This window comes from Psychrobacter sp. Pi2-51 (assembly GCF_904846665.1).
Lineage (GTDB): Bacteria > Pseudomonadota > Gammaproteobacteria > Pseudomonadales > Moraxellaceae > Psychrobacter > Psychrobacter glaciei.
This window is the reverse complement of the sequence record NZ_CAJHBP010000015.1, coordinates 30,346-45,784: the sequence shown is the minus strand read 5'-3', so window position 1 is coordinate 45,784 and position 15,439 is coordinate 30,346. Positions and strand designations below refer to the sequence as shown.

Here is a 15,439-nt window from a genome sequence, read left to right as displayed (position 1 = left end):
CCGCTGTCGTATGAATGCAAGCCATTCTCAATAAATTTCTCGATCATAATACCAAACTTTAAAATAAAAATCTGTCTAGCGGCCGCTATGTAGCATGATAAAATGGAATATCGTTAGTGAGTAATTTTGTATGATTGGGACAATTGTCTTGATAAAGGCCGTTTGCCATCATTGGAGTGGATATATGTCTGACCATAATGCATCTTTGGATGACCATCATCGAGCACCTATTATTGGCTATCATCGTGCGCCGCTTTCACAGAAATTTGGCGCGCCAAGGCAACCGAATTTGGTGGCCTTGACCAGTGTGATTGAGATGCTAGCGCCTTATGACACGCCAGCGGCATTTATTGGTTTGGAAGCATTTAGTCATATTTGGATCAGTTGGCAGTTTCATCATAATTATGTGGATAAAATCAATCAAGCGACTAAAGATAAACAGGTAAATAAAGCAGACAGCAGCTTTCGTCCGCAAGTTCGACCACCAAGGCTTGGTGGTAATCAGAAAATAGGCGTATTTGCCAGTCGCAGTATGTACCGACCATCCGCTTTGGGATTGTCTGTGGTCAAGTTTGAGCGTATTGAAATAGTACAAGGTCGAGTGTTACTTATTATCAGCGGTGCTGATATGATAGATGGCACGCCCATTATCGATATCAAACCTTATGTGGCTTATAGTGATGCATTAGTGCATGCAAAAAGTGGCTTTGCGCCTTCTGCGCCCATGTCATTAGATGTGACTATAACGGAGTTTGCTTACCATCAATTTACACAAATGGTGGTCAATCAACAGCCTTATAAAGAACCTAGCGAACCATATACGGTAGCGGCAGTCATTGACAAGGTAAGAACGCAACTCATACGATCTGACCTCGATGCTATCAAAGCATTAATTGCACAAGATCCACGTCCTGCCTATCGCCGTGAGGAAATAAATAAACAGTTTGTTATGCGCTATAAGTCTGTCGATGTCAGTTTTCAGTTAATAGAATCGGGACAGTTGCAAATAACGGACGTTGTAGCAGTGGTTTTGTAGCGTGAGAGAGTAGCGCGTTCTTTATGTCGTTTTTATTTATACCAATTTATCGACATCATAAAACAGTTGGTTTGCAAAAAATTCTAATAAAAGAAGAAAAATATGTCTGCTCAAAAGTATTCGATCGTGATTGATTTGCGTTGGTGCCTAGATGAATTATTGGCGGATAAGGTGATTGATCAGCGTGGCTACAATTTGGTGATTACCAGTCGCCGTGATAAGGCGCAGCATCCGCTCCTAACGATTAGTGAATTTGGCTTACCCAATGGACATGCTTTGGATAATGAGCAACAACAGAAATTGACACTGCCATGGCTCAATGAATGGTTGGCTGTCAAAGCAGATATGCCGCTCGTGCGTATCGATCCTTTAAAAGTTGATGTGCCAGCCGTTACGCAGTTGATGTCTTTTGAATATGCGCGCTCACAGCATATTTTGCCGATTGAGGTGACGATTGATGAAGTTGTCATTGGCACCGACCAGCCTTTTTATAGTGATTGGCATAGCAATATTGAAAAGCTCATTAAGTCCAAAAGCTTTCGTACGGTATTTATCAATCCTGAACAGATCAACCGCTATCGGCAAGAGTTCTATCAAGTCACGCAAGCGATTGCAGGAGCAAATAGCATCCACAAGCGGGCAGCGGCGGATGTCACCAATGTCGAGGCGTTATTGCAATTGGGTGACAATACCAACCCTGATGCCAATGACCAGCATATTGTCAAAGTCGTCGATTGGTTGTTGCAATATGCCTTTGAGCAGCGCGCCAGTGATATCCACTTAGAGCCTCGCCGTGAGACCGGAAAAGTGCGTTTTCGTATTGATGGCGTGTTGCATACCGTCTACGAGATGCCGCTGGCGATTATCGTCGCGGTGACGGCGCGGATTAAAATCTTAGGACGACTCAATGTCGCAGAGAAGCGCAAACCTCAAGATGGCCGCTTAAAAACCCGTACGCCAAAAGGTCTGGAAACTGAGCTGCGTCTATCGACGATGCCGACTGCCTTTGGCGAAAAGCTGGTCATGCGGGTATTTGACCCAGAAGTGCTGGTGCGCTCGTTTGCTCAGCTTGGTTTGTCAGGTAAGCAGCTTGATACTTGGCATGAGCTGACTGCGCATCCAAACGGCATTATCTTGGTCACGGGTCCGACTGGCTCAGGTAAGACCACGACGTTATACAGTACGCTTAAGCAGCTCGCCACTGAGCAGGTCAACGTCTGTACGATTGAAGATCCTATCGAGATGATTGAGCCAGCCTTTAACCAAATGCAGGTGAATCCGGGGGTTGATCTACACTTCGCTGATGGTATTCGCTCGTTGATGCGGCAAGATCCAGACATCATTATGGTTGGTGAGATTCGCGATGCTGAGACTGCCAATATGGCGGTGCAAGCATCACTGACTGGGCATTTGGTGCTCTCGACGTTGCATACCAATGATGCGCCAAGTTCACTCACTCGCTTGCATGATTTGGGTATTCAGCCGTTTTTAACCTCAGCGACCATATTAGGCGTCATGGCACAGCGTCTACTACGGACATTATGTCCGCACTGCAAAAAAGCGCTGGACGTGACTGCAGATAGTGAAATTGCAATTCAATGGCAGGAATTGGTTCAGCCTTGGCGCGCGCCCGTGCCAGCACAAATTTATGTGGCACAGGGCTGCGAGCATTGCCGTCATACAGGCTATCAAGGTCGAATCGGTCTGTATGAAATTATGCCGCTATCGAATGAGCTCAAAAAACTGGTCGCCGCTGATGCCAATTTGGACGTGCTAAAGCAGCAAGCGTATCGCGAAGGTGTGCAGCCGTTACGCTTATCGGGCGCAAAGCGCATCAGTGAAGGCGTGACGACCTTAGAAGAGGTGATGCGAGTGGTGCCATTGCATTGACCTTAAATAGCCAATGCTCGCTATGGTAAAACGTCGCTTTATGACTTGATTATTTAACGCTCCCAGCGTACATTTTGGCGAATAATTTTGGCTGGTGTACCAGCAATCATGCAATTGGGCGTCTCGACTGGTTTATTGACAAATGCCCCAGCTGCAATGATACAACCGCTGGCGATAGAGACGTTTTTAGAGATGGTCACATTGGCGGCGATCCAAATATGGTCTCCTAAAATGACGTCTGTATGTGCTTTATTCACTCGCGCGTTAGTGTCTATATCATAGACCTTGTGAACGTCAGTCGCTCGAATTTCGATACCACGTGATATCATGCATGATTGACCAATGGTCACACTTTTATCGCGAGCCAAAATATAGCAATCGATGGCGGTGGTATGATGACCGATATAAATATGCAGATGATTACCGACAACCAATAATTGCCCCGAAAACTTAACGTGCTCTCCAATCGTGACTTGATTATGGTTGCCATTGATGTCAATTTTTAACTGATTAAATTTGCCACCCTGACCGATAGTGATTTGATTGTCATGGCCTTTGCGAATGGTAATGGTTGAATTACCAATGATGCGTGCGTCTTTAGCAATACTAATATGATTATCGTACCCTTTATCTTGTAATAAAAACCGCTTTTTGTATAACCGTTTGGGTAACAATGCTTTTATGATCGGAGAAAGGCTGATGGTTTTTTTGTGGTTCATAATAAAAGGCTTATGAGAAGTGAGTAGAAGGCGTAATGTTTTCGCTAGCGCATGGCTTTTATGGTTGGTTAGCTGTCTTTATATCAAGAATCATGTCAAGGCTCATGTCAAAACTATAGTCAGTTTTGATACCGTTTCAGACACGATTAACCATACCTCTGATAGTGTACCGCTAAACTTTACTTGAAAACAGCTGCCTTTGGGACAATAGATACGAGTATTACTAATACGATTGTTACCAATACGACTGTCACTTTGAAGACTTATCCCTAATATTTTTATTTATTCATTTTTATTAACGAGAGTGTTTATGTTTACTGATAGCCATTGCCATCTTAATCGTCTAGATTTAACCAAGTATGATGGTCAATTGTCTGGTGCGATTGACGCAATGAAAGCCGCCAATGTCACTCGGGCAATGGCGATTATGTGTGATTTTGCTGAATATGACGAGATTGCCCATATCGTTAGCTTCTATGGCGATGAGACGCTAAATCTTGGCATGAGCGTCGGTATCCATCCTTGTGAAGATATCAGTATCTTGCAATCAGCGACGGTCGAACGTCTGATCGAAACGGCTGATGCCGACCATGTATGGGCGATTGGGGAAACGGGGCTGGATTATTATTGGTCAACTGAAAATAAAAAAGAGCAGCAAGCCAGCCTTGCACGTCACATTCATGCCAGTCAAAGTTTAAAAAAACCACTCGTCATACATATGCGCGATGCCAAAGAAGATACGATTGATATCTTAAAGGCAGAGGGCGCTGAGCACGGTATTATTCATTGCTTTACCGAAGATTGGGAGACAGCCAAGCGGGCGCTAGATTTAGGGTTTTATATCTCGTTTTCAGGTATTGTCAGTTTCAAAAGCGCACAAACCATCAAAGATGCCGCAAAAAACATGCCTAGAGACCGACTGCTTATCGAAACCGACAGTCCTTATCTAGCACCTGTGCCTAAACGTGGTAAACCCAACGAGCCAGCCTATGTACCCTACGTGGCAAGTTGTTTGGCAGATATGTATGGTTGTAGTAGTGATGAGGTTGGGGCATTGACCGCAAAAAACTTTGAAAATTTACTGGCACAGTACCATTAAAATCGTTATGCTATGACCACTCAGTCATTTATTAGATAGTCTTATTACTTTACGCTATTTGTACTTATTATCCCGAGCGTAAGCATATGATTATTAATGACTATTTAGCAAACATAAGCATATCTCCTTTGGTGGTTTTCGAGTAGACTTTGTATGACCTCATACGCTTGTCGCCGACGCACTAATCCATTCGAGGGTCATATGTTTAATCTTGTCAGGTTTTAGGAGAGATTATGAGTCGTCAGCATCAGTTCAAGGCACGAGAAGAAAATATCTTAGCGATGGCAGAGCAATTGCTACTTGAGTCAGGCGATGGTGATATCACTTTAGACAGTTTGGCGGATCAGCTGGACTTAGCTAAAGGGACGCTATATAAGCATTTCTCCAGTAAAGATGAGCTCTATTTGCGTATTATTATTCGCTATGAAGAGCAACTGTTTGAGATTAATCGAATTGATGATTGTCCTTCGGCAGGCGTTGCTCGTATGATTTTTCAGCAACTGTTTAATCCACAAAAAGCCATGCTACTCAATCAAATCGAAGAGCGTTTAGCAGCATCGGTGACGGGTCTCAATCGCTTATTTGGTGAGCTGTATGATATTCGTCGTCAGCGTATGAAGCGTCTGATTGATATCATCAGTGCTTATTTGAGAGATGAGCACAGTAACTTGAGTACGCGTGACTATTTGTCCTCTATTTGGGCGATGGGTCAAGGCGGTGCGGGACTATTAAACTCAAGCTTTTATCAGCGTTATTTGGGTCGCCGTGATACTCTGCGTTATGCTTTTGTCCAGCAAATGCTTGAGTTGCCTAGTCACTATCCTGCCGACGACGAAGAAGTCATGGATGAAGATATGCAAGAGCTGGTAGAGCAAATTGATACTGAGTCAGAAGAACATCGCAACACCAATTACTAGGGCCTGTAGGCATTTACATAAATTTAAAAGCATCCGTGTTGTAATATTCTTATTGCAACACGCCAAAGTTGCCAAGGTTTGAGTGATGAGAACTCTCAAGAAATTACGCTCTGTGTAAGCCTACAATATCTATCACTCTGCTATGTTTACTACTTTATATAACAGACCCTAATCATAGGCCAATAGGTGCAATATGCCGGTCACTGCTAAGACTCAGTCCAGTTCAGTGGTCGCTTGCCATTTAGGCTTAGCAAGTCAACACTCACTATATACTGAAAAGGCTAATAGTTCGGTCGCTCGTACCGGCTGCAATGTCGTTATAGTAAAAACTCCTCCCGTTTTATCCTCTAAAATATCAAAAAACACCCATGCGCAAGCTGGTTTTACCCTTGTTGAAATCGTGGTAGTGGTGGTGATTCTGTCCATCTTTGCTGGCATGATGAGCTTGTCAGTTGGTAGTAGTGAGTCCCGAAAAAACCGTGCCTTTTATGAACACCTTACCGATTCATTGAGTTACGTTCGGCTGTTATCCGCTGAGCGTATGCAGCCAATGGGCTTAAGCTTACAAGCAAATAAACAAAGTCAAGTAAATCCGGTCATCGTCACCTTATCGAATCCTTATATTGCCTATCAAACCGCTGATATCACCTCAGACGGTAAGGACAGCCGTCCCAAAAATGTTATGGAATTGTCTACAGATTTGTCGGGTACGAAAGGCGAAATACCAACGCCAAGTTGGGAGATTGAACCAGAAGTCACGTTGCCTGAAATGCCTGATGGGGTTAGTTTGAGTGTGCAAAGCTTAGATGCTAGCAACGCTGTAAATGCTGGACAGAATCAGATGCTACAGCCTTGGTTTACTGATCAGACGGTACCTCAAATACTCTGGTTTGGCACCGGGCAAGCAACGCCTGTAACGATCGAAGTACGTCATAATTCGCGTTTGGTGGGTGAGGTAATTACCATCATGCCGGACGGTAGTATGTCGTTAGGACAAGGACTGTAGCTGATGGTTAAGTTATCAAAATTGCCTATCAATTCGGCTACTAGGCCTAGCGAAGATACCTTCTTAAAGTCGACACGTGAAAGCGGTTTTACCTTGATTGAAGTGATGGTCGCATTAGCGATTTTAGCCGTCGTCGCTGTCGCTGCTAGCCGTGCCAGCAGTGCGTATCTCAGCTCGGTTGATGTGTTGCGTACCCGTACGCTGGCTCATTTCGTTGCTCAAAATGCGGCGGCTGATCTACAGATTCAAGAGACATGGCTGACTGCTAATCGCAGCCAAACGCTTAATGCGCAAGGTCGGGATTGGCAAGTAGTGATGACAGTCGGTGATACCATTACCCCAGCATTGAAACAAGTTACTATCGCTGTCGCGCCTATTATCGATGGACAGACAGGCAACACAGTGACGGATATTAAGGTGGTTTTGAGTAATCCAGAACAAGATGTGGGTAGTTTGGATTTAGTGAACCCAAATTCAAGTGGAGGTAACCCGTGAGACAGCAGCGCGGCTTTACCTTACTTGAGCTGATGGTTGCTATGGCAATATTTGCGATGTTGGCAGTGGCTGGTTGGCAAGTGTTTGATAGTGTGAACCGCGCCCGTGAGCGCGCACAATTTCATGCTGATAATCTGGCTGTCTTGCAATATGCCTATTTGCAGCTACAACAAGATATGGGGCAAATCATTCCTTATCAGTTACCCACGACGCAAGATGCCCGTACTCAAGATATTAGTGTCGCAAATAGTGGCAACGAAAGCAGCCAAGACAATGCGATAGAGCCTGAGCCTTTTATGAGCCTAGATGGCGAGCGTGTCAGCTTTGTACGCTTTGCAGATCCTGACCCACGCTACCAAAGCAGTACCAGTATGCAGCACGTCGAATATATTTTTGCCGATGAGCGTTTAATTCGCCGTCAATATACCAGCCTCGCAACGGGGCCTGATAGCGTTAGTTTGGATAGTGTATTGTTGGAAGGGGTGACCGCAGCACGCTGGCAGGCCTATTTACCAGAGATAGCGACAAAGTTTCCTGACGAAAATAATAACAATAACAACAATACGAATAGCGCGTCTGGGCAAATGACTAATACAGCGAGTAGCCAAGCTGAGGCTAAGTTATTACCAAAAGGTATTGCCGTCAGCTTCACTTATCAAGATATGCCTATCACTTGGCAATGGGCACTTGCGCCGCAGCCATTCCCTCGTAGTAGTATGCAAAATACACCTAATAGTAAAAGTGATAACAGCAACGATAATGGCAGCAATAACGATAATACTAATGGTAGCAATACTGCTAACGCTGGTGTGGGCAATGCTAATTTATAAGGTATTGAAAATGTGCCCTTGTACCAATCAGAGAGGTCGCTTATGTCAATGACAGCGCATTCTCAGCGCGGGGTAGCGCTGCTGACTATATTGCTACTGGTGGTTAGTATTACGGTGGTCGCAGGGGCGATGCTTGCCAGTCAAAAAATTGCTATCAGGCGTAGTGGCTTATTATTTGATCAGAATCAGTTATTACAAGACATTAATGCCGGTCAGCAGTTGGCAGTCACCTTGATTCGTGCGGATAATAAGCTCAATGATACGGATAGCGAGCAAGATATTTGGGCGCAGCCAATACCGCCTTATGCCTTAGATAATCATAGCATCAGCATCGAACTGCGCGACGAGGCCAGTCGTTTTAATATTAATAACTTATATCAGAATGGTGCTGTTAATACGGCAGACTTGGCTGTCTTTCAAAGACTCTTAACACAATTAAATCTAGAGACCGATATTGCCATTGCGGTACTGGATTATCAAGATGCAGATGGTGAGGTCTATCAAGATGGCGGTGATGAGAGCGTGGTATATTCGCAGCAGCGCAGCGGGGCATTAGATGGGACATTACCGAACCAGCCATTTCTTAGCATCGATCAGCTACAAGACGTTCGAGGAGTAGGCGCTGAAGTACTGGCGGCGCTACGCCCTTACATTACTGCCGTCCCTTATTATTTGCCTATCAATGTCAATACCGCCAGCCCTGAATTGCTGGCGTCTTTGGTGGACGGTGTGACTAGCGAGCAGATGCGTGGGTTGACCGAGATGAGGCGCAAGCAGGTCTTGCCATCTATTGATGAATTGTGGCAATTGCCACAATTGGGAGGCATTAATGCAGAGCAGCGAGCAGCATTAACGCCATTGTTAGCCGTTGACAGTCAAGCCTTTATGGCGCTTATCACAGCGACAGATAGTGCGAATACTGGTCAAACACGGCAACGTTTTGCTACTGTCTTGATTAGCAAAGCTGCCACTGGTGATGGTGAGACCGACAATAGTAGTGCTGCTAATAGCAACGATGCTAATAGCAATGATAAAAATGGCAATGATGCCAACAGTGCGGGTAATAACGATAAGAGCAAAGCAGCGAAGTCAATTAAGGTTATTACGCAGCGTCTGTGGGCATTTCGGCCGAGTTTTTAATCAGCACTCAAAGGTTTTGGAGATTACTTAGTCGTCGCTCAGGCGAGTCTCTTCAGTAGACTTCCAGTTGTATGCGCCATAAAACAACATTTGTGCTTGACGAGTACAGTTATGCAGCATCAGCTGTTTCTTTTTTTCAATTTCAGACAAATCAGCTTCGTCATCATGATCTTCAGTATACGTCAGCTCTAACCAATCGATAATCCAAGAAAAAAACATATTAACCCCTGCTTCAGCCAGTAAGCGTAAATCATAGGCATCAATATGAGTAAAGGCGGGCTGTAAGGCTAAATCTTCTGCTAAGCTTTGCCCATGCTTTTTGATCAATTCATTAATGGCCTTGCGCACGGCCTCTGAACCACCATAGCGTTCGCTGACCAAAAACTGCCAATAACAAGGCTGCTCGCTGACCATATATAAAAACAGCTGAATACTCTTGGCGATTTGGCGATCAAAGCTGCGCCTACGGCCAATTTGTAAACTGTCGCTTAATATGGCGAGTGTCCCGCCCAATTCTTCAACCACCAGCGCCCGCCCAAGCGATTCCATATCATCGAAATGGCGATAAAATGCCGTTGGCACGACACCAACCTCACGTGTCACCTGCCTGAGACTGATGGAGCTAAAAGACTGCCCTGTCATACAGAGATCGAGCACGGCATTAAAGAAGGCGTGCCTGGTTTGAAGTTTCTTTTGTTCGCGACTGCTCATAATATTTCAAAATTATCCGATAGAGGTTTATCATACTCACTTCAGCGCAGAAATACGACTGAAATACGCAACTTGTGTTAATTTATAGTCAAAGCCATTTATAGTGAGTATCGGGCAATTAAGCGCAAATATTACACTGAGTACATTGGGTGAGATGAATGCTCTAACCGTTTCTAAAATGAGGACGCGTCCTAGACCATCGTACCCCAATGACCTTGTAGCTCCTGCGCCAATCTATATGCCTCATGATCATTCATCCCAGTAATAAAGTCCAATATATTTAAAATATTGTGATAGATATTATCGGATAGTACCCGTCGATGCTCATCAAGGTGCGGTTGGAGTAGTTTCTGTAGCCGCTGCTGCTCAAATGACATCGGGGCAGTTTTTGCGTTTGTCCAAGCCAATGGTATAAAGGCATCTAAGAGGCGATGCAAGCATTGGTTCGCCATCAATTCCATCCGCACTTTGCTTGGGTGATTGAATATTTGCTCACGCGCCAATTGTTTGGCTTGATTAATACCATTTTGCACATTTGCATCACAATGTGCAAATAGGCTGCCTTGCAGTGTACCAGCCAGCAAATCCTTGCTATTAGCGACAAAAGCGTCGGTGACAGTGTTGACCAAGCGCATCATAGCACGTGCTCGCAATGATGCTAGGCTTTGCCTGACAGACATATGCGCTGGCAAGCTCACGCTACTAGGACGCTCACCAATCAACTCATAAAATATCGTGGCGACCTCGCTATAGGTTAGCATATTCAGATTGATACCATCCTCCAAATCTATCAGCGCGTAGCAGATATCATCTGCAGCCTCCAATAGATAGGCGAGGGGATGGCGCGCAAAACCATCATGTTGCTGCGAGCGTGGTAGGCTCAGACACGCTGCCAATTCTTCTAACTGAGAGGCTTCACTATAAAAGCAGCCAAATTTTTGTACATTGGTGAGCGAATTACTTGGGGAAGTGCTTTCAGAAACATGATTGCTATGCGTCGCTAGCCAAGGGTATTTCATAAAGGCACCCAACGTCGCGCAAGTGAGGCGCATACCGCCCTTATCAGGATGATGCTCATTACGGGCGAGTAGCCGAAACCCTTGCGCATTGCCTTCGTATGCCAGTAAATCTAATTGCTCATTATTACTCAGATTTTGCAAAATAGCCTGACGGTCAGGATGCATAAACCAATCGCGAATGGCGTATTCTCCTGCATGACCAAAAGGCGGATTACCAATATCATGAGCGAGGCAGGCTGCTTGAACAATGACCCCGACATCGGCTGGCGAGACGCCTGCTGGTAGACCGCTGGTTAATTTGTCATGCAGTTTTTCTGCCGCCATTATCCCTAATGAGCGTCCAATACAAGAGACCTCAAGCGAATGCGTCAAGCGCGTATGAATGCCCAATTGGTTGGTCAATGGATGGACTTGGGTTTTTTGATTGAGCTGCCGAAAAGAGTGCGAAAACACCAGTCGGTCATAATCTTTATGAAAGGATGAGCGCGCGCTGTCTTGCGCTGGAGCTTTTTTGTGGCTGCCCAAGCGCTGCGCACTAAATAGTTGTGCCCAATGTGCACTGCTGTTAAGCGATTGATAAATATGAGCCGTCATAGTTTATAATCCGTTATTTTTATCATTATTTTAATAATTGTTTTCAGCGGATTTGCTGTTTTTGAAGATAACAGACGTTATTATAATAAAAAAAGCCAGCACAAAGGCTGACTTTTGGTTGTTCTCTACTAAGACTGTGTAAACACGCAATTCGCTTTATTAAACTTTGAACGTTAAACGTTAAAGCGGAAATGCATCACATCGCCATCTTGCACGATGTAAGTTTTGCCTTCCAAACGTGATTTACCAGCGGCCGCTGCACCTTTCTCGCCGTTGTGCTCGATGAAGTCATCATAAGCAATGACTTCGGCACGAATGAAACCGCGCTCAAAATCGGTATGAATCACACCAGCAGCTTGTGGGGCAGTTGCGCCAATAGCGACGGTCCAAGCACGTACTTCTTTGACACCAGCGGTAAAGTAGGTTTGCATATCAAGTAAGTCATAGCCACCACGGATTACTTGATCAAGACCGGCTTCTTCCATATTCATCTCAGCTAGGAAGTCTTTTTTGTCGTCTTCATCAAGCTGAGCGATTTCAGATTCGATTTGATTGCATAGCGCGATGACGATAGAATCTTCACCAGTGGCGTAGTTGCGAACGGCATCTAAGTATGGGTTGTTTTCAAAGCCATCTTCAGACACGTTAGCGATATACATGGTTGGCTTTAGGGTAATCAAACCATAGCTTCTGATGAGTTTTTTCTCATCGCTATCAAGGTTTGCCGCGCGAGCCGCTTGACCGTCTGCTAACAATGGTTCGATTTTTTTGAACACATCAAGCATGGCGCTAGCGTCTTTATCGCCGCCTTTGGCTTTTTTAGTCAAGTTAAACACAGCGCGCTCAACGGCTTCTAAATCGGCTAATGCCAATTCAGTATTGATGGTTTCGATGTCATCAATAGGGCTGACGCGACCATCGACGTGGACGACGTTGTCATCATCGAAACAGCGTACCACGTGGGCAATCGCATCGGTCTCACGGATGTTGGCTAGGAACTGGTTACCCATGCCTTCGCCTTTTGACGCGCCTGCGACTAGACCTGCGATATCCACAAACTCCATCGTCGTCGGTAGTACACGTTCAGGATTGACGATGTCAGCCAGTTTCTTTAGGCGTAGGTCTGGTACTGGTACGATACCCGTATTGGGATCTTTGGTACAAAACGGAAAGTTTTCAGCGGCGATACCCGCTTTGGTCAAGGCGTTAAACAAGGTAGATTTACCCACGTTTGGTAGGCCGACGATGCCGCAATTAAAACCCATAACATGCTCTCAATATATGAATAAAATCAGTTGGTACTTAGTCAATATAAGACTTGCTACTTAGTCCCCATAGAACTCAGTAATTAGTCATTATAAAACTTAGTTAAATGGTAAATCAAAATTGGGCATATTGTAGCAAATTTACCGGAATAGGGGTGAGGTTGTTGTGCGGTATACTAAGATTTTGTCCGAGTCTGTCCTAGTCATCGCTGGCAATTTTGCTGTTTTATCAATTATGGTAAGCTGTACTATAAAATAATAATTTGGCTGACAAGCGCATTAAAGGTGAGTACCTATAACTCGCTAAACTTTACTAACAATCTTAATCATTAGCAGCAAAAATCATTAACATCAAAACCTCTTAGCTAAATTTCTGAACTGCTACGTATTAGGTGCTTTATACAGATAAAGGCGGCTAAAATAAAATGAAAGGCAAATTCCTATAATGACACCCACTATTTTTGACACGCACCGCTACCACTATCCGCAGAACTTTATGGAGATTAAGCCCAAGCTTGCGCGTCTTGAAAAAGCGATTAAAAAGCTAGAGGAAAATCTAATCGACGCTGATGATGCTGCAAATGTTGCGCTGCTGAAGCAAAGGTTGAATAGTGATTTAGGCTTAAAAGTAGATTACGCCAGTGAGCTAAATCCTGACCAATTGTTAGCAGCCACTATTATCGATGGCAAGGTATTGGTCATCGCTGGTGCTGGCTCTGGTAAGACCAAAACCTTGACGTATCGCACCAGTTATCTATTAGAGAACGGTGTGCCTCCTAAGCAAATATTGCTACTGACCTTTACTCGAAAAGCCGCCAATGAGATTAAGAGTCGCGCGAAAACCTTGCTCACTAACACCCTATCTGACGAGCAGTTATCCGAGGATGTTTTGCCGACCAGCAAAGCGCTAAACGATATCACCAGTGGCACCTTTCACTCGTTTTGCAATAGGCTGCTGCGTCAATATTCAGGGCTACTGGGTATCAATCCGCGCTTCACGATTCTAGATACAGGGGACGCTGAGGACGCGATTGACTTGATTTATAAAGAAAAGAAGTACCCTGCGCAAACTAAGAAACAGGCCTTTCCACGCAAGAAAACCTTACAGAATATCTTTTCAACCTCTAGAAATCGGCGCATTCCTATTCGTAATTTGATCGAAGATAATTATCCTGATATTGCTATTCATATTCCTATCATTGAGCAATTGGCTGTCGACTTTCATGAGTATAAACGCGCCAATCATTTGTATGATTTTGACGATATTATCAGTCAAGTGGTGCGTCATCTAAAGTCTAACGACAAATTCCGTCAGCTGCTACAAGAAAATTACCGCTATATTATGGTTGATGAATATCAAGATACGAATATTCCGCAAAAGCAGCTGATTGATCTTATTTGTGCGCCAGCCTCGGTCTCGCTGATGGTAGTCGGTGATGATAATCAAAGTATTTATGCGTTTCGCGGTGCTAATTACGAGAATATCTTGCTCTTCGGTGAGACCTATCCTGAGGCGAGTCTCATTAAGCTTGAGCAAAACTATCGTAGTACGCCTGCTGTTTTAAATTATATCAATGCTTTGTCCGCGCAAATCACATTAGGGTATCAAAAGCAGCTGTATTCAAACGCGAGCATAACGGGCAACAAACCAACCTTTAGCCGTTTAAGTGATGAAACGAAAGAGGCCAAATATATAGCCGATAAGATTATCGAGCACAAGACAGACTACGATTACAATGATTTTGCGGTACTGTGCCGCACGTCTTTTCAGTCTAATTATGTACAGTTAGAATTTATGGAGCGCCATATTCCATTTATCGTGGTAGGGGGTATTAAGTTCGTTGAGCGCCGTCATGTCAAAGATGTCTTAGCTTTTATAAAAATTCTTTATAATCCTAATGACACCATTGCTTGGCATCGAATTTTGACCTTGTTCCAAGGAGTTGGAGCAGTCACCGCGACGCGTTTGACTCAAGCGATTAATGCTGATAACAATTCCTTTGAGCCATTATTACTACCGAAATTTAGCAAAAAAAGTCCGCAGTTAGAATCGCTTCATACGACTTTGACCAAAGCGCAACAAGCGGAGTCGGTTGAGGCTATCATTGAGCTGGTACTTGATTTTTACATTCCTATCCTAAAGACGATTGAAGAGAATTGGCGTGAGCGTAGCGAGGATTTTCGGGTGCTCAAAAATTTGGCAACAGAGCACAGTAGCCTTGATGATTTCTTAGAAAATTTGGCACTCGATCCGCCCAATGATTCGGTAGCGACAACCAGTCAGCCGGATGAAAATGGCAGCGACAAAGTCACTATCTCGACTATCCACAGTGCCAAAGGGCTGGAGTGGCCAGTGGTGTTTGTTAATTCATTGGTCGATGGCATCACGCCACATCATCGCTCGTTGGATGACTTTGAGGATTTAGAAGAGGAACGAAAATTATTTTATGTCGCCTGTAGTCGAGCCAAGACCAGATTGTATCTAACCGCACCTGATTACTTCGCCAGTTATTCAGGGTATTTCGATAAGCCTTCAAGATTTATCGCGGAGCTGTCAGCAGATGAGGTGACAGTAGAGACCGTTAAAAAACTTAGTAGGGAAAGTGACGATCCAGTGTGGTGGTAGGTCAATTATTTTGATAAATAAATATAAAAATACAGGCATAAATAATGCACGTTTGTTGTTAGAATAGATATGGTTTACACGCTCTTTTACAA

At 44.3% G+C, this 15,439-nt stretch carries 13 protein-coding genes; 9 read left to right on the top strand and 4 right to left on the bottom strand.

Features of this window, described 5'->3' with window-relative positions:
• Window positions 1-184: 184 nt before the first annotated feature.
• Window positions 185-1,036, top strand: a complete 852-nt coding sequence (gene tsaA / locus JMY08_RS09240) for a tRNA (N6-threonylcarbamoyladenosine(37)-N6)-methyltransferase TrmO (protein WP_201593007.1) — start codon at window positions 185-187, stop codon at window positions 1,034-1,036.
• Window positions 1,037-1,138: 102 nt separating this feature from the next.
• Entirely contained in the window at window positions 1,139-2,926 is a 1,788-nt protein-coding gene (locus JMY08_RS09235) for a GspE/PulE family protein (RefSeq protein ID WP_201593005.1), read from the top strand.
• 53 nt (window positions 2,927-2,979) lie between these two features.
• On the opposite strand, the gene JMY08_RS09230 is transcribed toward JMY08_RS09235, so the two are convergent.
• The gene (locus tag JMY08_RS09230; protein WP_201593004.1) at window positions 2,980-3,645 is read right to left on the bottom strand and encodes an acyltransferase; all 666 of its coding nucleotides are present in this window, start codon (window positions 3,643-3,645) and stop codon (window positions 2,980-2,982) included.
• A gap of 310 nt (window positions 3,646-3,955) precedes the next feature.
• Between JMY08_RS09230 and JMY08_RS09225 the strand changes: the two genes are divergently transcribed.
• The 6 genes from JMY08_RS09225 to gspK all read left to right on the top strand — a co-directional run bounded on the left by JMY08_RS09225 (window position 3,956) and on the right by gspK (window position 9,132).
• The gene (locus tag JMY08_RS09225) at window positions 3,956-4,744 is read left to right on the top strand and encodes a TatD family hydrolase (protein ID WP_201593003.1); all 789 of its coding nucleotides are present in this window, start codon (window positions 3,956-3,958) and stop codon (window positions 4,742-4,744) included.
• Between the two features lie 233 nt (window positions 4,745-4,977).
• Complete coding sequence (locus JMY08_RS09220) at window positions 4,978-5,661, top strand: TetR/AcrR family transcriptional regulator (RefSeq protein WP_194618893.1); 684 nt, start codon at window positions 4,978-4,980, stop codon at window positions 5,659-5,661.
• Window positions 5,662-5,854: 193 nt separating this feature from the next.
• Entirely contained in the window at window positions 5,855-6,667 is an 813-nt protein-coding gene (locus JMY08_RS09215; protein ID WP_201593002.1) for a prepilin-type N-terminal cleavage/methylation domain-containing protein, read from the top strand.
• 3 nt (window positions 6,668-6,670) lie between these two features.
• Complete coding sequence (gspI, locus tag JMY08_RS09210; protein WP_201593001.1) at window positions 6,671-7,162, top strand: type II secretion system minor pseudopilin GspI; 492 nt, start codon at window positions 6,671-6,673, stop codon at window positions 7,160-7,162.
• Window positions 7,159-7,992, top strand: a complete 834-nt coding sequence (gene gspJ, locus JMY08_RS09205) for a type II secretion system minor pseudopilin GspJ (RefSeq protein WP_201593000.1) — start codon at window positions 7,159-7,161, stop codon at window positions 7,990-7,992. The genes gspI and gspJ overlap by 4 nt, the downstream gene beginning before the upstream one ends.
• A gap of 42 nt (window positions 7,993-8,034) precedes the next feature.
• Window positions 8,035-9,132: a type II secretion system minor pseudopilin GspK gene (gspK, locus tag JMY08_RS09200; RefSeq protein WP_227679644.1), complete on the top strand. Its 1,098-nt coding sequence runs from the start codon at window positions 8,035-8,037 to the stop codon at window positions 9,130-9,132.
• Between the two features lie 27 nt (window positions 9,133-9,159).
• Here gspK and JMY08_RS09195 read toward each other — a convergent pair whose 3' ends face one another.
• From JMY08_RS09195 to ychF, 3 genes are all read right to left on the bottom strand, one after another.
• A complete protein-coding gene (locus JMY08_RS09195) occupies window positions 9,160-9,843 on the bottom strand; it encodes a TetR family transcriptional regulator (protein ID WP_026037055.1) in 684 nt (227 codons plus the stop codon).
• Between the two features lie 191 nt (window positions 9,844-10,034).
• The gene (locus JMY08_RS09190; RefSeq protein ID WP_201592999.1) at window positions 10,035-11,456 is read right to left on the bottom strand and encodes a deoxyguanosinetriphosphate triphosphohydrolase; all 1,422 of its coding nucleotides are present in this window, start codon (window positions 11,454-11,456) and stop codon (window positions 10,035-10,037) included.
• A 173-nt stretch (window positions 11,457-11,629) separates the two neighbouring features.
• Window positions 11,630-12,721: a redox-regulated ATPase YchF gene (gene ychF / locus JMY08_RS09185; RefSeq protein WP_189581133.1), complete on the bottom strand. Its 1,092-nt coding sequence runs from the start codon at window positions 12,719-12,721 to the stop codon at window positions 11,630-11,632.
• 445 nt (window positions 12,722-13,166) lie between these two features.
• On the opposite strand from ychF, the gene JMY08_RS09180 reads away from it, so the two are divergent.
• A complete protein-coding gene (locus JMY08_RS09180; RefSeq protein WP_201592998.1) occupies window positions 13,167-15,347 on the top strand; it encodes an ATP-dependent helicase in 2,181 nt (726 codons plus the stop codon).
• Window positions 15,348-15,439: the final 92 nt, after the last annotated feature.

Excerpts from the sequence above, each read along its gene's own strand:
- tsaA (WP_201593007.1), top strand. The coding sequence starts at position 185 with ATGTCTGACCATAATGCATCTTTGGATGACCATCATCGAGCACCTATT.
- JMY08_RS09235 (WP_201593005.1), top strand. The coding sequence starts at position 1,139 with ATGTCTGCTCAAAAGTATTCGATCGTGATTGATTTGCGTTGGTGCCTA.
- JMY08_RS09230 (WP_201593004.1), bottom strand. The coding sequence starts at position 3,645 with ATGAACCACAAAAAAACCATCAGCCTTTCTCCGATCATAAAAGCATTG.
- JMY08_RS09225 (WP_201593003.1), top strand. The coding sequence starts at position 3,956 with ATGTTTACTGATAGCCATTGCCATCTTAATCGTCTAGATTTAACCAAG.
- JMY08_RS09220 (WP_194618893.1), top strand. The coding sequence starts at position 4,978 with ATGAGTCGTCAGCATCAGTTCAAGGCACGAGAAGAAAATATCTTAGCG.
- JMY08_RS09215 (WP_201593002.1), top strand. The coding sequence starts at position 5,855 with ATGCCGGTCACTGCTAAGACTCAGTCCAGTTCAGTGGTCGCTTGCCAT.
- gspI (WP_201593001.1), top strand. The coding sequence starts at position 6,671 with ATGGTTAAGTTATCAAAATTGCCTATCAATTCGGCTACTAGGCCTAGC.
- gspK (WP_227679644.1), top strand. The coding sequence starts at position 8,035 with ATGTCAATGACAGCGCATTCTCAGCGCGGGGTAGCGCTGCTGACTATA.
- JMY08_RS09195 (WP_026037055.1), bottom strand. The coding sequence starts at position 9,843 with ATGAGCAGTCGCGAACAAAAGAAACTTCAAACCAGGCACGCCTTCTTT.
- JMY08_RS09190 (WP_201592999.1), bottom strand. The coding sequence starts at position 11,456 with ATGACGGCTCATATTTATCAATCGCTTAACAGCAGTGCACATTGGGCA.
- ychF (WP_189581133.1), bottom strand. The coding sequence starts at position 12,721 with ATGGGTTTTAATTGCGGCATCGTCGGCCTACCAAACGTGGGTAAATCT.
- JMY08_RS09180 (WP_201592998.1), top strand. The coding sequence starts at position 13,167 with ATGACACCCACTATTTTTGACACGCACCGCTACCACTATCCGCAGAAC.